Genomic DNA, 23,138 nt, shown 5'->3' with positions numbered 1-23,138 from the left:
CTTTAATTAAATGGTGTGCATTGCGTTGAAAATATCTTCGTTTTGGATTCGAATGGTCATGCCGATTTCTTTACCTAAATCTTCTAATTTGTTTTTCAAATCAGTAAATTTACATGTTGATTCAGAAAGATCGACCAACATCACCATTGTAAAGACGTCTTGCAGGATTGTTTGACTGATGTCTTCAATATTGATTTTATATTTCGATAAAATTTCAGAAACTCGGTAAATGATGCCAATTTTGTCCTTACCGATTACGGTTATTACAGCTCTCATGTATAAACTCCTTCAGATTAATAATAAAGACATTATATTAAATAGCAGTGTGGAATACAAGTATAGAATAAAATGAATACAGAAAAGACAATTGGGAACAAATATGTCCCATATATATTTTGAAATTGAAACAAAATAAAATGTGAAAAAACGAAAAAGTTAAAAATAGATCAAAAATCAGCAAAAAGTTTCTTAATATATCAAAAAAATCATAGAAATAGCGAGAATCTTCTTGATTTCAGCTTGAAATTAGCTTATAATAAAACTCGCAAGGTGGGAACAGAATTAACCATCTTCAATATAAAGATGATCGACATAAAAAACACGGGAGAATAAAGATGGCCGATAATCATTTGGAAATCAGCAGAAAATTAGTTGACCTTCAGCGGCTTGTTGTTCCAGAAATCAGTGCTTTAATCGAACTAAGGTATGATATTTTATCTACCATTAAAAGCGAAGAGCCTATTGGTAGACGAAATTTAGCTTTCACGCTTGATATGAGTGAAAGACAAATTCGTAATGAAATAGAGTTTCTTCAGGATCAAAAATTGATCGATGTTGAACGACAAGGTGTAATTTTGACAGAATTGGGTGACAGTATCATTGAAGATTTAAAATCAATGCTGTATACCTACAATGGACTTGAACAGTTGGAAAATACATTACGAGACAAGCTCAATTTAAATAAAGCGATTGTTTGTCCTGGAAATGTAGATAAAAACTATCAAGTGATTAATTTTATGGGGAAATCGGCTGCTGATTTTATTATGACAGTGCTTAAGTACAAAGATGTGCTTGCGTTGACAGGAGGCGCAAGTACGGCAGCTGTCGCGGAACAAATGAAAGAAGCGTTATACCCGGACGTTTATGTCATTCCTGCGCGTGGCGGAATTGGAAAAAGCCATGCGACTCAAGCCAACAATGTCGTGGCAGAAATGGCCTTGAAGCTTCATGCTAAATATGAATTACTTCATTTGCCAGATAATATCGACATTCATCTTCTCGATGCACTTAAAGATTATCCAGAAATCAAACGGGTTTTCGATAAAATGGAACATATTGATGTTTTCGTTTTTGGTGTCGGTCGTGCCGATGTTCTTTCTCAGTGGCGTAATGTTTCCAAAGATGAAAGACAGGCTTTGACAGAAGCGGGCGCAGTTGGTGAGGCGTTCGGATATTATTTTGATTATCAAGGCCATATTTTAAAACCGTCTAGCACAATTGGGGTGGACATTGAAGATTACCGAAAGATCCCGGAAAAAATTGCAATTGCAGGGGGTGTAGACAAGGCTGATGCAATTATCGGCGTCTGCAGACTTCAGCCGGGGGTTACGTTAATTACGGATGAATCCGCAGCAAAGGAAATCGTCCGTCATTTAAATAAATGAGTATATTATTTTTAAGGAGGCAATTATGTCTGTAAAAGTTGCGATTAATGGTTTTGGTAGAATTGGACGTCTTGCTTTCAGACAGATGTTTGATGCTGAAGGCTATGAAGTTGTTGCAATCAACGACTTAACCAGCCCGAAAATGTTAGCATATCTGCTGAAATATGACACAGCACACGGCACATATAAATATGCTGACAGTGTTGAAGCAAAAGAACACTCTATCGTCGTGAACGGTACTGAAATCGAAATTTATTCTAAGCCGGATCCGTCAGAATTACCTTGGGGTGATTTAGATGTTGATGTTGTTTTGGAATGTACTGGTTTCTTCACTTCAAAAGAAAAAGCAAGTGCTCACTTAAAAGCTGGTGCTAAGAAAGTTGTTATTTCTGCTCCTGCAGGCAACGATCTGCCGACAATTGTTTACAATGTCAACCACGAAACTTTAACATCAGATGACAAGATTATTTCTGCTGCGTCCTGCACCACTAACTGCTTGGCACCGATGGCTAAAGCTCTGAATGATCTGGCTCCAATTCAGTCAGGGATCATGTGCACAATCCACGCATATACTGGCGATCAGATGACTCTGGACGGACCTCAGAAAAAAGGTAATTTAAGAAGATCGCGCGCAGCAGCTGCCAATATCGTTCCGACCTCTTCTGGTGCTGCTAAGGCAATCGGTCTGGTTATTCCGGAATTAAACGGTAAATTAATCGGCGCTGCACAGCGTGTGCCGACTCCAGACGGATCAACCACAATTTTGACTGCTGTCGTTGATGGTCAGGTTACTGTCGATCAGGTTAACGAAGCAATGAAGGCTGCTTCAACAGAATCATTTGGCTACAATACAGATGAAATTGTTTCTTCTGATATTGTTGGCATGCGCTATGGTTCATTATTCGATGCAACTCAGACAATGGTTCTGCCACTCGAAAATGGCACAACTGAAGTTCAGGTTGTTTCTTGGTATGACAACGAAAATTCATACACCAGCCAGATGGTCAGAACCATCAAATACTTCGCAGAATTAAACTAACAACTGGTATTTAGAAAATACTAAACGGTGTTAGTGGCAACGAGGGCCGTTTTTATTGCGGCCCTTATTTTTTCACAGAGGATATAAATCATGAAAAAAACGGTAGAAGATATCGATTTAAAAGGTAAAAAAGTGATCATGAGAGCGGATTTCAATGTGCCATTGAATGACGCTGGCGAAATCACAGATGATACCCGGATTGAAGCAGCATTGCCTACAATCAAATACATTCTTGGACAAAATGCAGCGCTGATTTTAATGAGCCATTTGGGTCGCCCGGCAAACGAACCGGATCCAAAATATTCTTTGGCGCCGGTTGCAAAAGCATTGTCTGAAAAGCTGGGACTTCAAGTTATTTTTAATGACGATGGTGAAGTCGTTGGTGAAGTGACCAAAAAAGCAGCTGCTGATTTGAAACCTGGACAAGTATTATTGCTTCAGAATACGAGATTCCGTCCGGAAGAAAAGAAAAACAACCCAGATTTTTCAAAAGATCTGGCAAGTTTAGCAGATATTTACGTCGATGATGCTTTTGGATCTTGCCATCGCGCACACGCTTCCACAGAAGGAATTGCAAAATATCTGCCGGCTGTTTCGGGTTTCTTGATTCAGAAGGAATTAAAATTTATCGGTGGTGCTTTAGATAATCCGCAGCATCCGTTCGTCGCAATTTTAGGTGGCGCAAAGGTTTCCGATAAAATCGGTGTAATCACCAATCTCCTTGACAAAGTTGACACCTTGATTATCGGCGGTGGTATGGCTTATACTTTTTACAAAGCGCAGGGTTATGAAATCGGCACATCTCTGCTGGAAGAAGACAAGGTTGACTTGGCGGCTGACCTGCTGAAAAAAGCCGGTGAAAAAGGCGTCAAGCTCTATCTGCCAGTTGATAACGTGGTAGCGCCTGAATTTGCAGCTGATGCGACACCAACTGTTGTCGATTCAAATGCTATGCCAAGCGATCAAATGGGGATGGACATCGGACCAAAAACACGCGAACTTTTTGCTGATGTTATTAAGAATGCAAAAACTGTTATCTGGAATGGGCCGATGGGTGTTTTTGAATTCCCGACATTTGCAGAAGGAACAAAAGCTGTCGCAAAAGCAATGGCTGAATCGGAAGCCACGACTATTATTGGCGGCGGTGATTCTGCTGCAGCTGTTAAACAATTGGGCTTTGCAGATAAAATCGATCATATTTCTACAGGCGGTGGTGCTTCCTTGGAATTCATGGAAGGCAAAGTTTTGCCAGGAATCGCTGTTTTAGAAGATAAGTAAAAAACGAGGAGGGAAAGTCATGTCAAGAAGACCTGTTATCGCAGGAAACTGGAAAATGAACAAAAATGTGGAAGAAACAGAAGATTTGATTAAATCTTTAATTCCATTAGTTGAAGGTGCAGAAGCGGAAGTCGTTTTTGCTCCGCCTTTTATCGATTTGCCGAAGGCCGTTGAATTAACTAAGGGCACTAACATTGGCATTGGCGCGCAGAATATGTTCTACGAAGAAAAAGGTGCATACACCGGAGAAGTTTCGGGTGAAATGCTGAAAAATCTTGGTGTAAAATATGTTATTATCGGCCATAGCGAAAGACGTCAATATTTTGCAGAAACAGACGAAAGTGTCAATAAAAAAGTGATTAAGGCTTTGAAATTAGGCCTGACACCAATTATGTGCTGCGGTGAAACGCTTGAAGAACGCGAAGCTGGAAATGCTCAGAGCAAGGTTGTCGGACAGATCAAAAAGGATTTGGCCGGTGTGGATGACGTGACAAAAGTAATTGTCGCTTACGAACCGATTTGGGCCATTGGTACAGGAAAGACAGCGAGCAAAGAACAGGCAGATGAAGTCTGCGGATGGATTCGCAAAACAATTGCTGACATGTTTGGCGAAGCAGCAGCTGAAGCTACACGTATTCAGTACGGTGGATCTGTTAAACCGAATAATGTTAAAGATTTGATGGGAATGGAAAACATTGACGGTGCATTGGTCGGTGGTGCAAGCTTGACACCTGACTTTGCAAAAATCGTTAAATTCTAAATTTAAGTTTATTTTCAAGGACCATGTTGAAAAACATGGTCCTTTAATATTTTGTGAATTTCTTGACTTGGCAACTAATTATCATTGTGATAAAATAATACGGATAAAAATTATTGGAGGTTATGTATTTGGATACTTTTTTGGTTGCATTAATGATTATCTCAAGTTTTGTCGTAATCATCAGTGTATTAATGTCACCAGTTAAAACCCAAGGGCTTGGGGCCATTGAAGGCGGCGCTGAAACATTGTTCGGAAAACATAAGGCACGTGGATTTGATGCGTTTCTTGAAAAAGTAACGATCGTTTCCGCAATTGTATTCATGTTATCAGCTTTTATCTACGCTGTTATTGTTGCATAATAATATTTTTAAGATTCCGGGATCTCATTCCGGATTTTTTTGTTTATATGAAAGGAGGTTTGCAATTATATCATGCAGGCAAGTATTTTCGATATGACTTACGATCGTAATACTGAGCAGAATGAGCCTTTAGCGGCTCGGATGCGTCCCAAAACGCTTGAGGAATTCTGTGGTCAAGAACAAGTGGTAGGGCAGGGAAAAATGCTTAACCGCTTAATTCGGACGGACCGCTTAACGTCTGCGATCTTTTATGGCCCGCCAGGGACAGGCAAAACGACTTTGGCGAATATCATTGCAAACCAAACAAAAGCCGATTTCAAAATATTAAATGCGGTGACTTCCGGAAAAAAAGATATCGAAGCGGCCATAAAACAGGCAAAAAATAATATTGCTTTATACAACCGCAAAACAATATTATTTATAGATGAAATCCATCGATTCAACAAGTCTCAGCAGGATGCTTTATTGCCAAGCGTTGAAAAGGGCGAAATTATATTGATCGGTGCGACAACAGAAAACCCATATTTTGAAATCAATTCAGCTCTTCTTTCAAGATCGACAGTGTTTGAGTTCTTCCCTTTAACAGAAAAAGATATCAGACAGATCATTTTGCGTGCAGTTCATGACCAAGAAAAGGGGTTAGGCGCCATGCACGTTCAAATTACAGATGAAGCGCTTGATCATCTTGCTCTAATGGCGAATGGGGATGTACGCAGAGCTTTAAATGCACTGGAATTGGCAGTTTTGAGTTCAGATAAAAACGCCGATGGGGTAATCGAAATTGATTTGGATGTGGCGCAGGAATGTATACAGAAAAAAGCACTGGACTACGATAAGACAGGGGACAATCATTACGATACAATTTCTGCTTTTATTAAGAGTATACGCGGTTCAGACCCTGACGCGGCACTGTTTTGGATGGCGAAAATGCTTAATGCCGGAGAGGATCCAAAATTCATCGCTAGACGAATGATTATTTCAGCCTCGGAAGATATTGGAAACGCAGAGCCAATGGCGTTAGTGGTCGCTGTTTCTGCTGCGCAGGCCTTAGATATGGTAGGATTGCCGGAGGCAAGAATCAATTTAAGTCAAGCTGTTACATTTTTAGCATCTGCGCCTAAGTCTAACGCTTCAAATGTCGGTATTCAACGTGCAAGCCATGCCGTTCGTTACGATTCGAACGGACAAGTGCCGGCGCACCTCAAGGATGCGCATTATCAAGGATCTGCAAAGCTGAACAGAGGTACGACATATAAATTTCCCCACGATTATCCAAATCATTATGTGTCACAGCAGTATTTGCCGACTGATTTGATAGATGCCGAATTTTATTCGCCAACTTCTATTGGATATGAAAAAAAAATAAAAGAAAGACTTCAAAGACTGAAAGAGTCTAAATAAAGGACAGGAGAAATCATGGAATATCAAATCGACCAAGTTATTCACGGTTTTAGATTACGCCATAAAGAATATTTGAAAGAAATTCAAGGAACAGCTTATTACTTTGAATATCAGAAGACGCACACGCCTTTGCTATATCTGTCCAATCAGGATAACAATAAAGTGTTTCATATCGCATTTCGCACGCCATCAAACAACAGCACAGGCGTTGCACATATCATCGAACACTCAGTTTTAGATGGCTCTCGGAAATATCCAGTCAAAGAGCCTTTTGTTGAACTCGTTAAGGGGTCTGTCAATACATTTTTAAATGCGATGACTTATCCGGATAAAACGGTATATCCCGTAGCCAGCACTAACGACAAGGATTTTATGAATTTGATTGATGTTTATCTGGATGCTGTATTTTATCCAAATATTTATCAGAATAAAAAAATATTTGAACAGGAAGGCTGGCATTATCATCTCGAAGATCCAAAAGATAAAATGACTTATAATGGCGTTGTGTACAACGAGATGAAAGGCGTCTATTCGAGCCCAGAAGAAATCTTGCAAAATGAATTGTTTAAGCAGTTGTATCCGGATTCTATCTACGGAAAAGAGTCGGGTGGTTTTCCGGATAATATTCCTGATTTGACTTACGATGAATTTTTAGATTTTCATCACAAATTTTATCATCCTTCTAATGCCTATATTTATTTTTACGGCGATGGTGATATGGAGGAACATCTAAAATATCTGGATGAAGCGTATTTATCTGATTTTGATTATCAGGAAATCGATTCTCAAATTGCACTGCAGCCACTTTTTTCAAAGCCAGCAGAATCTTCAGTGTATTATCCATTATCTGGTGCAACAGAGCTCAATAATAAAAACTATTTAACAATTGGGTGGGTGCTGAATAATCTAAAAGATGATTGGCTGGCCTTTGATATTTTGACCAATATTTTATTAGGCGAAAATTCTTATCCACTTAAGAAGGCGCTACTCGATCTCAATATTTGCGAAGACATCAGTTATTCCTACACGACCGCAATGAGACAGCCTTATTTTGCTATTACACTTAAAAATATGGTTGGCGGTACTGAAAACAAGGATCGGGTGCGATCAACAATTAAAAAGGTTTTACAAAGACTGGTTAAAGAAGGCATCGACAAAAAGATGCTTGAAGCGGGCATCAATTCAGCTGCTTTTGAAATTAAGGAAAAAGATTTCGGCTCATATCCACCGGGACTGATGTTTGGCTTAGAGCTGATGGACACTTGGCTCTACGATCAGGATCCACTGAGTCATCTCAGAATGGATGATGCCATTGCACATGTTAAGACAATGGCTGAAAATGGCGGATTCGAAAGATTGATCAATACACAGCTGATTCAAAACGAGCATCGTGCAATCGTGACATTAAAGCCAGATCCAGAATTAGCGGCAAAAAATGCAAAAGCATTGTCCGATCGGTTAACGAAGTATCAATCGTCGTTATCAGAACAAGAGATTGATGGAATCGTTAAAGAAACTAAAGATTTATTAGCTTATCAAAATCGTGAAGATGCACCGGAAGATTTGGCGACCATTCCGAAACTGGAATTATCAGATTTGAAAGCTAAGGTACAGACGCCTCAAATTGCTCGAGGTATGATGGACGATTGCTTCGTTTTATGGCATCCAGCGCCAACAGACGGGATCGTCTACCTTAAATTTTATTTTGACATCCGCACCATTGCACAGGAAGATTTAGCAGTCTTAGGCATACTCAATAAGCTGTTATTTAATGTTCGGACAGACCTGTACGGGGTTGATGAAATGGATCAAATGATCCAAATTCACACTGGCGGTATTTCAACAAATCTTGAAGTGCTAGATGATGTTCAGTGTGAAGGTCAATACCAAGCTTATTTGTCAATTGGCGGGAAAGCATTAATCGATCAAGTGGATTATTTACTTGAATTGTTGTTCCAAGGCATGACGGCTTCTCATTTTGATGAAAAAGAAATTATTGAAGCGATTTTACAGGAACATCGCACGAAATTTGAAAATAGCTTTTTGACTTCCGGAAATGTGCTGGCTTCACAGCGTCTGCAATCCTATTATTCACAATCCGCTGCGTTGTATCAGCAATTAGGCGGTATTGATTTCGGACGTAAGCTGTCCGCCATATGCCAGAGTTATGATACAAGTTTTGATGAATTATCGCAAAAGCTCTTACACGTGTATAAGCAGGTAATTAACCGCAATCATGTAAAATTGTCGATCACCTGCGAGCCGGCGCAGCAAAATAAGATTTACCACAAAGTAAAGCAACATCTGCAATCCATTGACAATAGTGAACAGCCGATTCATACCTATCAATTTGATACAAAGACAGCAAATGAAGGATTTATGACTTCATCTAAGGTTAATTATGTGACTAAAGGGTTTAATATTAAGCGTTTAGGCTATGAATACAATGGCAGTCTTTTCGTACTTAAAACCATTATGGATATGGGATATTTGTGGAATCGTGTCCGCATCAAGGGAGGCGCCTATGGGACGGGCTTTTCAATTTCAAAAGCCGGCGATCTGATATTTACTTCGTACCGAGATCCTCACGTTGCAAATACGCTTAAAGCGTACGACGAAGCAGGACAATATGTTAGTAATATGCAGATCAGCCAGCGGGAATTGGAAAAGGCCATTATCGGTTCAATTTCAGCGAAGGATCATCCGCTTTCGCTTGCCATGCAGTCTTACGTAGCAGACAGGCAGTTCTTAACAAGGCAAACGCAGGAATGGACGCAGATTGAACGCGATCAGATTCTCAGCACTACGGAAGCTGATTTGAGAAAATGCGGTAAAATTATCGATGCGGCGATGCATCAAAATACGCTCTGTGTCATTGGAAATGAAGAAAAAATTCGTGAGAATCAGGAACTCTTTAATGAACTTACATTTATTCAAAAACAATCGAAATAAATTATTAGTATCAATTTGTTGTGCGGTTTTGTCGATTCTTTTTATTGGCAATTCCGTCTTTGCGGCAATGCCCGCATTTAACAATGATGAAGCGGTGTGTGCAGTTGAAGTGAATACCGGCGATGTTATTGTCGAACAGAACGCTCATCAAAAGATGTATCCTGCAAGTACGACAAAAACCATGACAGCTCTGGTGGCCATGCACTATGTGCAGAATAAGCTCGATAAAAAAGTCACCGTTGGTAATGAAGTAAATGAAATCAGCGGAGATTCGTCTAAGGCAGATATTCGCAAAGGGGATGTATTGACCTGGCGGCAGCTGCTTTACGGGCTGCTATTGCCTTCTGGAAACGACGCGGCCATGACAATTGCGGCGAATGTGGGACGTTTGGATGCAAAAGACTCAAAATTGAGTGCTGATGCTGCAATTAAACGATTTGTCTCTTTGATGAATAAAGAAGCTAAAACGTTAAATTTAGAAGATACGCATTTTGTCAATCCACATGGCTATCATGATGATAACCATTATACGACTGCTGCCGATCTCGTTAAAATTGGTACACAGCTGATGAAATACAAGGCAATTGACAAAATTGTAATGCAGCCAGTTTACACTTGCCATCTTAAGAGCGGCGATAAAAAATGGATCAATACCAATGCCTTAATCATTAGCACGAAAGATCTACCGCTGGTTACAGGTTCATCACACGATGGGAAGAAATACAATCCATATGCAACGGGCGTGAAGACCGGCCATACAGACAAAGCGGGCCATTGTCTAGTGTTTTCTTCCAAATATAAAAATAAATCGATGGTTGCCGTCATTTTACATTCAGATAATAATATCTGGAGTCAAGCAAATGGTATCATTAATACGTTTGATATAAATTATTCAAAAGTAAACTGGACTAAAAAAGATGGGACTTATAAAACAATACGATTAAAACATGTTAGAATTGCAAATTCAAAAAAATTAACACTGACCTCTAAAAAGCAGGTCTCGTCCTATATTGACAAAAATCAGAAGGATCAATACACCACAAAACTTAAACTCAATCAATCGTTGTTTGAAAGGGATGGAGACGCTTATAAACTGCTTCAAACAGTAAAAGCTAATCAAAAAGTTGGGACTTTACTTGTTCAAAATAACAATAAAACGGTGAAGCACATTTCTTTATACACGACAAAAACCATTCACCGCCGTGGCTTCATCGATTATCTGCTGATAATTTTGATCATATTGATTGTTGCCTTTCTTATTTTTAGATATTATCAAGTTCAGCAAATCAAGAAGAGAAGAAGAGCAAGGGCAAAGGCAAAGAGAAAAAAACGACCGAGTAATTCAAATAATAGAAAAAGACAGGTTAACCGATGAAGATTAAAAGGAACCGACCAGAAGTATTAGCACCGGCAGGCAATGAAGCTGAAATTATTGCAGCCATTAATGCCGGTGCTGACGCCGTCTATTTTGGCGGCCCTTTTTTTAATGCGCGATTAAGAGCGGAAAATATAGACATTACTCATTTTAAACACATGGTGAGGCTATGTCATCAATACAGCGTGAAGGTGTATATTACGGTGAACACGCTTGTAAAAGATGAAGAATGGGCTGAACTGATCCGCTATATTGATTTTCTAAATCTCGCTAATGTAGATGGTCTGATTGTGCAGGACCCTGGTCTGATTTTTTGGATCAGAGTAAATTATCCGACGATTAAACTCCAAACCAGCACACAGGCTTCTATTGGCGGGCTAGAGGGAGTCAAGTTTTTTGAAAAGTTAGGCTTCTTCCGCACTGTGCTGCCGAGAGAGATGCCGATAAATGAGATCGAGCAGATTAGACAACAAACCGACATTGAGTTGAAAGTTTTTACTCATGGCGCTTTGTGTTATGCGCGCTCGGGGCAGTGTTTGATGAGCAGCTTGATCGGTGGGAGAAGCGGTAATCGGGGAATGTGCGCCCAGCCCTGCAGAAAAAGATATCGATTGACCGACGAGAATGGCAGGACAATCAAACAAGGTTATCTACTTTCTATGAAAGATTTAAATACCTCAAATCACGTAGCAGAGCTAGTCAATGCCGGTATTGATGCGTTTAAAATAGAAGGACGTTTAAAAAGCCCTCAATACGTTTATCAAGTCACACAACTGTACCGGCAGCTTGTGGATGGAAAAGGACAATCGACCTCATCTCAAGAATTGGATTCCGTTTTTGGCAGGGATTTTACACCGGGATGGATGTTTAGTAATAAAAATCATTTAAATACAGACGTCCAGAAAAAACGCGGAGCTTATATTGGAAAAATTGAAAATATTGAGAAAGGTGTAATGAAAATTCAGTTAGATGGTTCAATTCAGCTTAATCGAGGCGATGGACTTGCTTTTGGAAAAAATGCCCAGGTTGGTTGTAGCCTAACGTCCTTTTCTCAAAGAGAACGAACAGTTAAAATGAATCGAATACCTGGAGTGAAAAAAGGCATGCCAGTTTATCGTAATAAGAACGTTAAATTGGCTGAAAGTCTCGCAGAGAAAGCTGAACGGCCACTTTCATTTAATAAAATACCTTTAGATATTAGCTTATCATTTTCAGAAGAAGAACCGGTTTCAGTTCAAGTAAAAAACGCAAATACAGGGCAAACGCAAGCCTTTGAAATCAAGGAAATTAAACCGTCTTTAGCGAAAAAACATGCACTGACTGAAGAAATGGTTAGACAACAAATTCAGAAGTTGGGGGATACGGATTTTTATCTTTCTGAATTTTCTGTGACCCTTAACGGAAATTTGTTTTTATCCCGCTCCGATTTAAATCGTATCAGGAGGGAGATCATTGCAGCGATTGATCCTGTGGTTAACCAAACCAAAATACAGCAGAACACGCAGCAACTTCGCTACGAACTCGAAACGAAACATCGAGAAGTGAGCGTTCAGAATAATCCTCAAATCTCATTAAGATTATGGCATTACGGACAATACGCTAAGTTCTTAGATATGCAAGTGGATGAATGGGCTATTCCGCTGGAACACATCTCAGAAATACCATACATTCAAAAAATCGGTCAGGACGTTCACAATAAAGGCGAGAAATTAAGATTAATCCTACCAGAAATTATCAATACACAGAAAGGTCGTGAGTTAGAGCAGCATTTTGAGATGCTCGACAATCTAGAAATTGATGGTTATTTAGTGCGAAATTACGAGGGATTGGAGATTTGCCGCCGTCATGGGACAATGCACTCGGTTGAAGCAGATACCAATTTGCAAGTGTTTAATGCAGTTTCAACAATGGCCTTTAATTCCTGGGGATGCGATCGATGTGCAGTATCTTGTGAATTAGACGGATCATCCTTAAAAAAATTAAACGAAAAGACCGTATTGCCTTTGAGCCTTAATGTTTACGGATTTCAGGAAGTGATGGTATCGGATAATTGTGTGATCAATTGCCAAAATCATGACTGTACATCGTGTAAAAATAATGGACGCTATCATTTGATCGATGAAAAGGGTGCTTCTTTTCCGCTTGTCCTTCAAGATCAAAAAGTTCATATTTTCAATGCAGATAAATTGTGCTTAACGAGTAAAGAATTAAAAGATTTAGACTGTGTTGACGTCTATAGAATCAGCGTGTTAAATGAAGAACCGAAAGAAATTGCAGCGGCAATTGCCTTTTACCGACACCCGAGTACCGCAACTGCTCATCTGCAAAATAGTCAATACCGTTTGACAACTGGAAATTTTCACAGAGGAATACAATAGTCGATGAATGGAAAAAGTATCAATGTTTTAGAATATCCCAAAATTTTAAAGCAGCTGGCAGAGTTTTGTATCACAGAGGCGGGTAAAGAATTTGCCTCGAATTTAAAACCGATGAACCAGTTCGACGAAATTATGAAAGCACTTGACGAGACGGAAGAGGCGGTCAATATGTCGCTTCGAAATGGCAGGCCTCCGCTCGCCCGAATCCACAATATTTTACATATATTGCAATTGGCAGAAATCGGCTCTGTTTTGGATATGAGTTCATTACTCGAAGTTGCTTCAACACTTCGCCTTACCAAAGATTTAATTGATTACTACGATAAAGATATCGAGAAGAATGAGCTGCATCGGTTGGTGCCGTTGTTTGAAGCCCTTGATGATTGTTTAGATTTGGAAAGAGAAATTTCTAAGAAGATTATCGGGCCTAATGAGATGGCTGATAATGCGACGCCAAAATTAGCCAGCATCCGCCGAGAAATTATTGCGAAAAACAATCAGATATCCGATAAATTAAATCGCATTGTGACGTCGTCCAGCTATGAAAGCATCTTGCAGGATCGGCTGGTCACGGTTCGAGATAATCGTTATGTCATTCCGGTTAAGCAGGAATACCGCAATCGAATTCCGGGAATTGTTTTGGATAAATCGTCGACAGGTTCAACTGTTTTTATTGAGCCGTTGTCAGTGATTAATTTAAACAACGATCTTAAATTACTCAGGGCGGAAGAAGAAAAAGAAATCTTTACAATTCTTGAAAATTTAACGGGGAAAGTTGGTGCCTATCACGCCGTTATAGAACGCGATTTTCATATGATCTCTAGATTAGATTTTATTTTCGCAAAAGCAGGATATGCTTTATCAAACGGCAGTGTGCGCGTAAAAATTAATCCAAACGGCCCGATCTCTTTGTTAAATGCGAGACATCCACTTTTGGATCCGAAGAAAGCTGTCGCGAGCGATATTGTGTTTCGTCCGGATATTAAAGTTATCGTTATTACAGGGCCCAATACAGGCGGTAAGACGGTTACACTCAAAACGATTGGGTTATTGACGCTTATGATCCAATCTGGTTTATTTGTGCCTGTTAAGGAAGGCAGTGCGACTGGCATTTTTAAAAATGTTTTTGCCGACATTGGAGATGAGCAGAGTATTGAGCAATCTCTTTCAACTTTTTCGGCGCACATGCAAAACATTGTTTATTTTATGGCTCAAGCCCAAAAGGGCGATCTCGTTCTTTTTGACGAGCTTGGTGCCGGCACTGATCCAACTGAAGGTGCTGCCCTTGCCATTGCATTGTTAAATGAATTGTTTAGACGTGATGTTATTACTGTGGCCACGACACATTATTCTGAGTTGAAGGAATACGCTTTAACGACGCCGGGAATCACAAATGCATCGGTGGAATTCGACGTCAAAACTCTGAAACCGACATATCGATTAATTATCGGTATTCCAGGAAAATCGAACGCTTTTGAAATCGCGAGCCGTTTGGGATTGAACGACCAGATCATTTCAGAGGCCAGACAATTTATCAATTCCGGATCTGTTCGATTTGAAAAAACATTGGATTTAATTGATGAAAAGAGAAAAGAAATGGAGGCCGCGTTACAAGAAGCCGAGCTAAAAGAACGAACAGCTGAAGAAAAAATAAGAAACGCCGAAGAAAAGGCAAGTGATGTTTATCAAAAACGAGATGCTATTATTAGACAGGCGCATCAAGAAGCGGAAACAATTGTAGAAAAGACAAAAGCCCAGTCTGAATCAATTTATCAGGAAATTCGCGCGATTCAAGAAAATACGATGGCTTCGATTGACAATAAAAAGCTGGAATCATTGCGAAAGGAAATTAACCGTCAGTCACAGCTGTCGAAGAAACAAGTACAAAAGGATCAGCAGAAAAAATACAAAAAGAAAAAAGCAAATCCTAAAGTATTAAAAAAAGGCGATATCGTTTTTGTCGAAAGTTTAAATAAAGAAGGCGAAATCGTCGAGATTAAGCAAGGAGAAAACAAAGCGACGGTTCAAATTGGTCCGATGAAGCTTCAGGTCAAAACGAGCCAGCTTTCACAAATTCAACACTACGAGAAAAAAACAAAGAGAAACCCCAAAAAGATTAATGCGGCCGATCGTCACAAAATGAGCAGCAGACTTGATTTGAGAGGTATGACAGGTGACGAGGCGAGATATGCCGTTGAAAAATTCCTTTCGGATGCAGTTGTGTCGAATACCAACAATTTAACGATCATACACGGCAAGGGAACCGGGGTGTTGCAGAAAGTAGTACAAAATTATTTAAAGCATTCGTCTATTGTTAAGTCTTTTCGTTTTGGCAATCCTTCGGAAGGTGGAACTGGCGCAACTATTGTTGAACTGAAATAATAAATATTTAAGAAATCTTTATTAAAATAAATCTCATTAAAGAATAAAAGGAGTGTATATGGAAAAACGGGATTTCAATCAAGAGGATGTTGCCAGACGAATTCGCAGAGCGGGATTACGCGCGACGCTTCAACGCACGACATTGCTTAAGATCATTCTTGATTCGAACCGTCATCCCACAGCAGAAATGTTAATGAAAAAAGTTAACGAAAAAGGGCTGCATTTGTCAATGGGAACCATATACAATACGTTAGATTGTTTTGAAGAGCACGGATTAATTATGCGTGTTCATGATGAAAATGATGTGATGCGGTACGATGGCGATACGGATTTTCATATTCATTTAGTTGACCACGATCATATCGATGATTTGTTTGATTCGGAATTGGAAAATATCATTCGAAAAAAATTGTCAAATAAATTGCCAGATAATATGAAAAATGCGAAAATAGAAGTAACTCTATATAAATAATTTCAGGGAGAAAATATGAGCGAAACAATTAATATTAAAATTGAAATGGAAAACGGTGGTACGATTCGCGCTGAGTTGTATCCGGATATTGCACCGATTACAGTTGAAAATTTTGTGAAGTTGATTAAGAATCAATTTTATGATGGTTTGATCTTTCATCGCGTCATTCCTGGGTTTATGATCCAAGGCGGCGACCCGGAAGGCAACGGCATGGGCGGACCGGGATACAGCATTAAAGGCGAGTTCTTATCGAATGGATTTAAAAATGATCTGAAGCACACACGCGGCGTATTATCTATGGCAAGAGCGATGGATCCGAATTCTGCGGGTTCTCAATTTTTTATTATGGTTGCTGACGCACCACATTTGGATGGCGACTACGCTGGGTTTGGCAAAGTCACTGAAGGGATGGATGTGGTTGATCAAATTGTTTCTGCAGAAAGAGACATGTGGGACAAACCTTTAGAAGATCAAAGAATCGTAACTATTCGAATCGAAGATGCTGAGTAATTTTAGACCGAAGGATGAAAATCCTTCGGTTTTTTAGTTGAATCACCTGTGTATTTTAGATAAAATAAAAATACTCTAAAAACTATAGAATGCGAGGCAATATCATTGAATCTCTATCATAGAAATTTTTTAACTCTGCGGGATTTTACGCCGGATGAAATTACATTTTTAATTGATTACGCGGCAGCATTAAAAGAAAAAAAACAGAAGGGCATTCGAGGCCATTTATTGGAAGGCAAAAACATTGTGAGTATTTTCGAAAAGACCTCTACCCGGACGCGTTGCTCCTTTGAAGTAGGGGCGTACGACGAGGGCGCCAACGTGACTTATTTAACCAACAGCCAAATGGGAAAGAAAGAATCCATTGAAGATACGGCTAAAGTATTGGGCCGTTTTTATGACGGCATTGCTTTCAGAGGGTTCTCACAGGATACAGTCAAGGCGTTGGCTGAATTTTCTGGTGTTCCCGTTTGGAATGGACTGACAGACACCTATCATCCGACACAAATTTTAGCGGATATGCTGACGATCAGAGAAAACTTTGGCGATTTGGCGGGACGAAAACTTGTTTTTGTCGGTGATGCCCGAAATAATATGGGTAATTCGTTGATGATTGGCTGTGCAAAATTAGGTATGCACTTTGTAGCCTTAGCGCCTAAATCGCTGTTTCCAGATGAAGAATTGGTTTCGGCCATGGAAAAGGTGGCTAAAGAAACCAATGGTTCCATCACATTAACGGATGATATTGACGAAGCTGTCCAAAATGCGGATGTGATTTATACAGATGTTTGGGTTTCAATGGGTGAAGAAGCGAAAACGGCAGAACGGATTGCTTTATTAAAAGACTATCAAGTTAATGAAGAAATGATCAAGAAAACAAATAATCCGAATGTAATCTTCTTACATTGTCTGCCATCCTTCCATGATTTAAATACGAAGGTTGCTCAGGATGTTCACGAAAAGTATGGCTTGACGGAAATGGAAGTAACCGATCGGGTTTTCAGAGCGCCATACTCTAAGGTGTTCGATGAAGCAGAAAATCGTATGCACGCGATTAAAGCTGTGATGTGTGCAACATTAGCGGAAAATAAAGTGGACGATAAGGGAAAGCCCATCGTTGAATAGAGAGGAATTGAGATGATATTAAGAGGAATCGTTGAGCTTCAAAACGGAACAGATGTACGTGGTGTCGCAGCAAAGGGTGTGCCGGGAGAAGAAGTTAATTTAGACGACAATAAGACAATGAAAATTGTCTACACCTTTGCAGAACGCATTAAAAAGCAAACAGGCAAACAGCATATTAAATTAGCGATCGGGAGAGATAGCCGTGTTTCCGGTGAATTTTTAGCGCAGGCAGCATGCGTAGGTGCTGTTTGTTCTGGTGCGGTTGTGTACGATTGCGGATTGGCGACGACACCTGCAATGTTTATGACGACAGTCGATCCGTATTTAAAATGCGACGGCGCTGTGATGGTCACGGCAAGTCATTTGCCAGCAAATCGCAACGGCCTTAAATTCTTCACACGCCGCGGTGGAATCGAAAAGAATGAACTGACAAGCTTATTAAAAGAAGCGGAAGAAATTGAAACATCTTTTTATGGCGGCAAACGCATTCCGTCGGATTTTTTAAAGGCTTATGCGGCAAATATCGTCGGTATTATCCGCTCTGAAACGAAAGAAATTAAACCGCTTGACGGTCTTCACATCGTAGTGGATGCGGGCAACGGTGCCGGTGGATTTTTCGTTGACGACGTTTTAAAACCGTTAGGTGCTGAAACAAAGGGATCTCAGTTTTTAAATCCGGACGGACACTTCCCGAATCATATTCCGAATCCTGAAAATGCAGAAGCAATGGCATCCGCAGTTAAAATGGTTCAAAGAAATCATGCCGACATGGGCATTATTTTTGATACTGATGTGGATCGCAGCGCCATCATAGACGAAAAGGGAGATCCCATTAACCGCAACGCGTTTATTGCCTTTATATCGAAGATTGTTCTCGACAAATATCCCAATTCAACGATCGTGACAGACTCTGTCACTTCAACAGGTTTGACAAAATTTATTGAACATCATGGTGGACATCATCATCGTTTTAAAAGAGGATACCGTAATGTAATCAACGAAGCGATTAGATTGAATAAGTCCGGGGAACCCGCGTATCTAGCTATGGAAACGAGCGGACACGGAGCATTAAAAGACAATTATTTTTTAGATGATGGCGCTTATTTAGCGACACTGGCTTTAATTGAACTTTGCCATCTTAAAAAAGAAGGCCAAACATTATCGACTTTTGTCGAAGATTTAGAAGAACCAGCTGAATCATTAGAAGTGCGTTATCATATCAATGGTGATCACTTTAGAAAATTGGGTGAAAAAATACTGGAAGATTTCAAAACTTATGCTGAAAATCAGGAAGGGTGGTCGCTGATTCAGCCTAATTATGAAGGTGTGCGAGTCGCCTGTGATGCCGATCACGGCAACGGATGGTGCTTGATGCGCTTGAGCCTTCATGAACCCAAGATGCCGACGAATATTGAATCTGACACGCCAGGAGGATGCCAGATTATCTTAGACAAGGTCGACGCATTTTTGAAACAATACGACGAAATAGAAAAATAGTATTGGTTTAATCGAAATTAAAAACGTCAGCGGATTAAATATCTGCTGACGTTTTTTAGGATAAACTAAAAACTCAAATTATTTAAAAAGCGATGACAATGCCGCCTTGGTCAGCGTATACTGTTCCCAGCCCTCCCGATTCAAAGATTAAGATATTTTTAAAAGGAGTTTCCATTTTTTCCACGGCAGCTTTAAGTTTTAACGCCGTTTCAGGCGCGTTAACGTGTGTAATAGCCAGATTTTTTGTTTGTGGACTTTCCACTTCATCTGAAATGATCTTTGCAAGTGAAAACAATGCTTTTTTATGACCACGGCACTTTTCTTTTAACTCAATTTCACCATTAACTCCTTTCATGATAGGATTGATTTTTAATAATTTGCCGACGAGTGCGACACTATGTTTAATTCGTCCATTCTTTACTAAATTTTCAAAGGAATTTAATACGAAATATGTAGACATGTGCGTGATATAATCGCGGACGATATGAAATAAATCATTCGGTTTAAAGCCGCGTTTAAGCGTTTCGATAATGTATAGCGCGGTTAAGTCTTCGCCGCTGACGGCAGAGAGAGAGTCAAAAATATAAACGCGATCACCAAAGCCCTTTTCTTCTGCCATGGATTTTGCCAGACAAGCGGAATTATAGGAGCTGCTCAATTTACTGGAAATGGTAACAACAAAGTTCACAGCACTGGGGTCCATCACATCAAAAAAAGCTTGGGGTGAAGGGCAGGCCGTTCGAACTTTATTCTTTGACAAGTGCATGCGGTCAATTAATTCGGAGCGGTTAAGGTTCTGATCAACAAATTCATCATCGTCGATGTAAATTTTAAAAGGGACACGTGTCAGTGAGATATTGTGATGGTTAGACTGAAGGGCCACCTCAGAGCAACTGTCGATAATAATTCGTGCCGGGTAATCAGGGAATGAGTTGATGGCTGTCATAAAAAACTCCTAAAAATAATGGTGCAATTGTTAAAGCGGACAGTCTTGTTTAAGTGGCTGATGCGTGTAATGCGCTGAGCCGGTAACGTAATCAGAAACAATTTGTCCATGACCGATTAATTTATATTTATAGGTCACCAATCCTTCCAGTCCGACAGGGCCGCGGGCATGCAGTTTTCCTGTAGAAATGCCAACTTCTGCGCCAAAACCGTATCTAAATCCATCAGCAAAACGCGTCGATGCATTTTGGTAGACGCCTGCCGAGTCGACTTCCAATAAAAATTTACGGGCGGTTTTGTCATTTTCGGTAACTATTGAATCCGTATGTTTGCTGCCGTAATGATTAATATGTTGAATGGCCTCTTCAACACTATCAACCATTTTTATGGATACAATGCGGTCGAGATATTCAGTGTGCCAATCTGCTTCTGTTGCAGGTTCACAGGGAATTATGCTTTGGATCCTTTCATCTCCGCGAATTGTAATGTTTTCCTGGTCTAAAGCCTGTTTGAGAGATTGAATAAACGATTGAGGCAGATCGTGATGCAGTAAGAAGGTTTCTGCCGCATTACAGACGGATACAGATTGCGCCTTAGAGTCGACGGCGATACGAAGTGCTTTATTAAGGTCAGCGTCTTTATCGATATAGACGTGACAGATGCCTCCTGAATGGCCCATAACAGGGATAGAAGTGTGATCCATAATAAATTGAACGAAACTATTGGATCCTCGAGGTATGATCAAATCAATGGTATCTCGTTGTTTGAGCATTTCATTGACATCGTCGCGGGACTCTAAATTTTGGATCCATCCAGACGGAATACCGGCTTCTTCAGTTGCTTCACTGATCAGCTGATATAAAAATTGATTGGTTTTTAAAGCTTCATGTCCGCCTTTGAGTAAAACGGCATTGCCCGATTTTAAGCATAATGAAGAGATCTGAATAAAAGCGTCCGGGCGGGATTCAAAGATAACGCCGATTACACCAATAGGGCAGGTGACGCGGTATAAATCTAATCCTTTGTCTAATTCAGTGGCCATTTGAGTGACGCCAACTGGATCCGGCAGTGCAATTAAATCTTCAATACCATTGATTGCGTCAGCAAGCTTTTGATCGCTTAATTTGAGACGCTTGTACAACGGTGCCGCAAGGTGTTCAGATTCTGCACGGTCCAAATCCTGTTGATTGACCGCTTGAAGCTGATCAATATTATCTTTTAGATGTTTGATGATATTTTTTAATGCGCGGTTTCTCGTTTCGACGTCGACCGCAGAAAGAATAAAAGCAGCTTGATTGGCCTTTTGGCTTTTTTCTTTTATTGATGCTTCGCTCATGATAAATTCCTTTTAGTAATATTAAATGTAGCTGAATCCGTACATGACAACCATACCAACGACTAAAGCGATAATCAGAATAATTGCGCCGACGCGGTGCCAGGGCTTAATGGTTTGATGTTCGGATTGATGCATTGTAGTATTGTTTTTTTTCTTTCTCTTATTTTTTGTATGCTTTGATTTAGACATTTTAACCTCGAAGATTATTTATTTTCTTTATTGTTCTTTGCCTGCGGCTTCATGTGATCTTTTAAAATAGATTTGCCATCGTTTTTAAAATATTCTGGATGCTGTTCGCGATATTCGCGCCGCATTTCTTCAATCATTCTTTTTTCCTCTTCTGCAGCTTTCTGTTCTTCTTCAATAACTTTAGCGTTATAAGCCTTTAACAGTGGTGATCCGATAGCTTTTTCGCCAGGTTTTAGAAGTGACCCGACGTGAGAAATAAAAATCATACGGTCCTTTTTAGGTCCGCCAAAGTCTGCAGCAAAGATGCCTTGATGCAGTCCGAGAACAAGTGTCCCTTCGTGGACTGTTAGACGCATAGATTGCCCAACCATTGCAGCTTTGATGCCAGGTGTGGATGGGCCGGTATACTGCATGCCGTTAAAACGGGGAAATGCATGATCTAAAGCTTTCAGATAATCTTTGACCATATCTTTATTCTTTGGGTCGGCAAGAGTGATGCCGACGCTGCTTTCCGGTGTCTGCAATAAGATTTCACCATCGCGAATACGTTCAGATTCAACGTAATCTACGACTTGAGATGTTATATCTGCCATATCTTCAAATTGCTCTGAAGAAAATTTTATTATTTTCATAAAAAACCTCGCTAAAAGTACTTGATTTTCTTTTGCTCTTATTCTATAATAAACATCGTTGATTTGCAAATCACACATCGGGGTGTGGCTCAGCTTGGTAGAGCGCATGGTTCGGGACCATGAGGCCGGAGGTTCAAATCCTCTCACTCCGACCATTTGATTATAAGCTGCTGAGTATATTAAAGCTCAGCAGTTTTTTTAATTTTATAAAGAGCAGGAGCAAATCATGAAAAGAAAAACAATAATAGGTATTATTGTCATCTTAATTGCTGCGGGTATTGCTGGATACGGGTATTGGCGTACCCATCCATCTAGTTTTTCATTCAATTTATCTGGGTCAAAGGGAACCAATTCACCGAGTGTTAAAATACCGCGCAATAAATCCACTAAAAAAGCAACATCTACTTCTGATACTTCGTCCAGTTCTTTGAATCAAATGAAGGACGATGCAAAATCGTTTTATCAGCTTATTTATAATAAAGAGTATGATCAAGCGGAAAAATACATGACATCAGATTTTGCCGAGAGTTTAAAACAGGCAGTTGATCAAAATCAAAGCAACGATGCTTCTGTAGCGAAGGATATTTCATCCTATACAACGGTAAACACACCGGTTTCAATATCAGATCCTATTGTAATTGCGGATGACTTAGAATATCAAGTGACTTTAAAATTATCTGACGATTATGAAGCTAAGGTGGGATTTAGAAAATCAGGAAAAACGTACAAAGTTTTTTCATTTTCAGCCCAGGATCCAAATATGAACAATGGTGGGTATGCCGGCAGTTCACAAAAAGGACAATAAAGAAAAATAATTTATAGCTTGACATCTAATTTTTTATTC

At 39.9% G+C, this 23,138-nt stretch carries 19 protein-coding genes and 1 tRNA gene; 16 read left to right on the top strand and 4 right to left on the bottom strand.

Features of this window, described 5'->3' with window-relative positions; translation table 11 throughout:
* Positions 1 to 6: 6 nt before the first annotated feature.
* A complete protein-coding gene (locus QZX60_RS01435; RefSeq protein WP_295360578.1) occupies positions 7 to 276 on the bottom strand; it encodes an ACT domain-containing protein in 270 nt (89 codons plus the stop codon).
* A gap of 338 nt (positions 277 to 614) precedes the next feature.
* On the opposite strand from QZX60_RS01435, the gene QZX60_RS01430 reads away from it, so the two are divergent.
* The 14 genes from QZX60_RS01430 (at position 615) to QZX60_RS01365 (ending at position 19,192) form a co-directional block, all read left to right on the top strand.
* Positions 615 to 1,664 carry a sugar-binding transcriptional regulator gene (locus QZX60_RS01430; protein WP_295360576.1) on the top strand — a complete coding sequence of 350 codons (1,050 nt, stop codon included), beginning with the start codon at positions 615 to 617 and terminating at the stop codon, positions 1,662 to 1,664.
* 25 nt (positions 1,665 to 1,689) lie between these two features.
* On the top strand, positions 1,690 to 2,703 hold the full coding sequence (gene gap, locus QZX60_RS01425) for a type I glyceraldehyde-3-phosphate dehydrogenase (protein ID WP_295360574.1): 1,014 nt from the start codon (positions 1,690 to 1,692) through the stop codon (positions 2,701 to 2,703).
* Positions 2,704 to 2,793: 90 nt separating this feature from the next.
* Positions 2,794 to 3,981: a phosphoglycerate kinase gene (locus tag QZX60_RS01420; RefSeq protein ID WP_295360572.1), complete on the top strand. Its 1,188-nt coding sequence runs from the start codon at positions 2,794 to 2,796 to the stop codon at positions 3,979 to 3,981.
* A gap of 19 nt (positions 3,982 to 4,000) precedes the next feature.
* The gene (gene tpiA, locus QZX60_RS01415; protein ID WP_295360570.1) at positions 4,001 to 4,741 is read left to right on the top strand and encodes a triose-phosphate isomerase; all 741 of its coding nucleotides are present in this window, start codon (positions 4,001 to 4,003) and stop codon (positions 4,739 to 4,741) included.
* Positions 4,742 to 4,869: 128 nt separating this feature from the next.
* On the top strand, positions 4,870 to 5,100 hold the full coding sequence (secG, locus tag QZX60_RS01410) for a preprotein translocase subunit SecG (RefSeq protein WP_154576347.1): 231 nt from the start codon (positions 4,870 to 4,872) through the stop codon (positions 5,098 to 5,100).
* 72 nt (positions 5,101 to 5,172) lie between these two features.
* Positions 5,173 to 6,501, top strand: a complete 1,329-nt coding sequence (locus QZX60_RS01405; protein ID WP_295360568.1) for a replication-associated recombination protein A — start codon at positions 5,173 to 5,175, stop codon at positions 6,499 to 6,501.
* A gap of 15 nt (positions 6,502 to 6,516) precedes the next feature.
* Entirely contained in the window at positions 6,517 to 9,453 is a 2,937-nt protein-coding gene (locus QZX60_RS01400) for an insulinase family protein (protein WP_295360567.1), read from the top strand.
* The gene (locus QZX60_RS01395) at positions 9,419 to 10,828 is read left to right on the top strand and encodes a D-alanyl-D-alanine carboxypeptidase family protein (RefSeq protein ID WP_295360565.1); all 1,410 of its coding nucleotides are present in this window, start codon (positions 9,419 to 9,421) and stop codon (positions 10,826 to 10,828) included. Before QZX60_RS01400 ends, QZX60_RS01395 begins: the two co-directional genes overlap by 35 nt.
* Positions 10,825 to 13,206 carry a U32 family peptidase gene (locus QZX60_RS01390; protein ID WP_295360563.1) on the top strand — a complete coding sequence of 794 codons (2,382 nt, stop codon included), beginning with the start codon at positions 10,825 to 10,827 and terminating at the stop codon, positions 13,204 to 13,206. Before QZX60_RS01395 ends, QZX60_RS01390 begins: the two co-directional genes overlap by 4 nt.
* 3 nt (positions 13,207 to 13,209) lie before the next feature.
* Positions 13,210 to 15,588 carry an endonuclease MutS2 gene (locus tag QZX60_RS01385; protein ID WP_295360561.1) on the top strand — a complete coding sequence of 793 codons (2,379 nt, stop codon included), beginning with the start codon at positions 13,210 to 13,212 and terminating at the stop codon, positions 15,586 to 15,588.
* A 58-nt stretch (positions 15,589 to 15,646) separates the two neighbouring features.
* Complete coding sequence (locus tag QZX60_RS01380; protein WP_295360560.1) at positions 15,647 to 16,060, top strand: Fur family transcriptional regulator; 414 nt, start codon at positions 15,647 to 15,649, stop codon at positions 16,058 to 16,060.
* A 15-nt stretch (positions 16,061 to 16,075) separates the two neighbouring features.
* Complete coding sequence (locus QZX60_RS01375; protein WP_295360558.1) at positions 16,076 to 16,570, top strand: peptidylprolyl isomerase; 495 nt, start codon at positions 16,076 to 16,078, stop codon at positions 16,568 to 16,570.
* A gap of 99 nt (positions 16,571 to 16,669) precedes the next feature.
* Positions 16,670 to 17,695 carry an ornithine carbamoyltransferase gene (gene argF / locus QZX60_RS01370; protein ID WP_295360941.1) on the top strand — a complete coding sequence of 342 codons (1,026 nt, stop codon included), beginning with the start codon at positions 16,670 to 16,672 and terminating at the stop codon, positions 17,693 to 17,695.
* A gap of 12 nt (positions 17,696 to 17,707) precedes the next feature.
* Positions 17,708 to 19,192 carry a phosphomannomutase/phosphoglucomutase gene (locus tag QZX60_RS01365; protein ID WP_295360556.1) on the top strand — a complete coding sequence of 495 codons (1,485 nt, stop codon included), beginning with the start codon at positions 17,708 to 17,710 and terminating at the stop codon, positions 19,190 to 19,192.
* Between the two features lie 82 nt (positions 19,193 to 19,274).
* Here QZX60_RS01365 and QZX60_RS01360 read toward each other — a convergent pair whose 3' ends face one another.
* From QZX60_RS01360 to QZX60_RS01350, 3 genes are all read right to left on the bottom strand, one after another.
* Positions 19,275 to 20,138, bottom strand: coding sequence for a DegV family protein (locus QZX60_RS01360; protein ID WP_295360554.1), 864 nt, complete (start codon positions 20,136 to 20,138; stop codon positions 19,275 to 19,277).
* A 30-nt stretch (positions 20,139 to 20,168) separates the two neighbouring features.
* Positions 20,169 to 21,473, bottom strand: coding sequence for a glutamate-5-semialdehyde dehydrogenase (locus QZX60_RS01355; RefSeq protein WP_295360552.1), 1,305 nt, complete (start codon positions 21,471 to 21,473; stop codon positions 20,169 to 20,171).
* A gap of 203 nt (positions 21,474 to 21,676) precedes the next feature.
* Positions 21,677 to 22,372 carry a YjbQ family protein gene (locus tag QZX60_RS01350; protein ID WP_295360550.1) on the bottom strand — a complete coding sequence of 232 codons (696 nt, stop codon included), beginning with the start codon at positions 22,370 to 22,372 and terminating at the stop codon, positions 21,677 to 21,679.
* Between QZX60_RS01350 and QZX60_RS01345 the strand changes: the two genes are divergently transcribed.
* Together QZX60_RS01345 and QZX60_RS01340 are read left to right on the top strand one after the other, a co-directional pair.
* Positions 22,373 to 22,449: transfer RNA gene (locus QZX60_RS01345), tRNA-Pro, on the top strand. It abuts the gene before it with no gap.
* Positions 22,450 to 22,520: 71 nt separating this feature from the next.
* Positions 22,521 to 23,099 carry a hypothetical protein gene (locus QZX60_RS01340; RefSeq protein ID WP_295360548.1) on the top strand — a complete coding sequence of 193 codons (579 nt, stop codon included), beginning with the start codon at positions 22,521 to 22,523 and terminating at the stop codon, positions 23,097 to 23,099.
* The last annotated feature ends 39 nt before the right edge of the window (positions 23,100 to 23,138 follow it).

It is taken from the genome of uncultured Pseudoramibacter sp. (assembly GCF_903789625.1).
GTDB classification, from domain to species: Bacteria; Bacillota; Clostridia; order Eubacteriales; family Eubacteriaceae; genus Pseudoramibacter; species Pseudoramibacter fermentans.
This window is presented reverse-complemented; position numbering and strand designations above follow the sequence as displayed.

Bases quoted from the DNA above. Each gene is read 5' to 3' on its own strand.
- QZX60_RS01375 (WP_295360558.1), top strand. From the start codon at position 16,076: ATGAGCGAAACAATTAATATTAAAATTGAAATGGAAAACGGTGGTACG.
- QZX60_RS01360 (WP_295360554.1), bottom strand. From the start codon at position 20,138: ATGACAGCCATCAACTCATTCCCTGATTACCCGGCACGAATTATTATC.
- QZX60_RS01430 (WP_295360576.1), top strand. From the start codon at position 615: ATGGCCGATAATCATTTGGAAATCAGCAGAAAATTAGTTGACCTTCAG.
- QZX60_RS01420 (WP_295360572.1), top strand. From the start codon at position 2,794: ATGAAAAAAACGGTAGAAGATATCGATTTAAAAGGTAAAAAAGTGATC.
- QZX60_RS01385 (WP_295360561.1), top strand. From the start codon at position 13,210: ATGAATGGAAAAAGTATCAATGTTTTAGAATATCCCAAAATTTTAAAG.
- QZX60_RS01355 (WP_295360552.1), bottom strand. From the start codon at position 21,473: ATGAGCGAAGCATCAATAAAAGAAAAAAGCCAAAAGGCCAATCAAGCT.
- QZX60_RS01400 (WP_295360567.1), top strand. From the start codon at position 6,517: ATGGAATATCAAATCGACCAAGTTATTCACGGTTTTAGATTACGCCAT.
- QZX60_RS01365 (WP_295360556.1), top strand. From the start codon at position 17,708: ATGATATTAAGAGGAATCGTTGAGCTTCAAAACGGAACAGATGTACGT.
- tpiA (WP_295360570.1), top strand. From the start codon at position 4,001: ATGTCAAGAAGACCTGTTATCGCAGGAAACTGGAAAATGAACAAAAAT.
- QZX60_RS01405 (WP_295360568.1), top strand. From the start codon at position 5,173: ATGCAGGCAAGTATTTTCGATATGACTTACGATCGTAATACTGAGCAG.
- gap (WP_295360574.1), top strand. From the start codon at position 1,690: ATGTCTGTAAAAGTTGCGATTAATGGTTTTGGTAGAATTGGACGTCTT.
- QZX60_RS01435 (WP_295360578.1), bottom strand. From the start codon at position 276: ATGAGAGCTGTAATAACCGTAATCGGTAAGGACAAAATTGGCATCATT.
- QZX60_RS01390 (WP_295360563.1), top strand. From the start codon at position 10,825: ATGAAGATTAAAAGGAACCGACCAGAAGTATTAGCACCGGCAGGCAAT.
- QZX60_RS01380 (WP_295360560.1), top strand. From the start codon at position 15,647: ATGGAAAAACGGGATTTCAATCAAGAGGATGTTGCCAGACGAATTCGC.
- QZX60_RS01395 (WP_295360565.1), top strand. From the start codon at position 9,419: ATGAACTTACATTTATTCAAAAACAATCGAAATAAATTATTAGTATCA.
- QZX60_RS01340 (WP_295360548.1), top strand. From the start codon at position 22,521: ATGAAAAGAAAAACAATAATAGGTATTATTGTCATCTTAATTGCTGCG.
- QZX60_RS01350 (WP_295360550.1), bottom strand. From the start codon at position 22,372: ATGTGTGATTTGCAAATCAACGATGTTTATTATAGAATAAGAGCAAAA.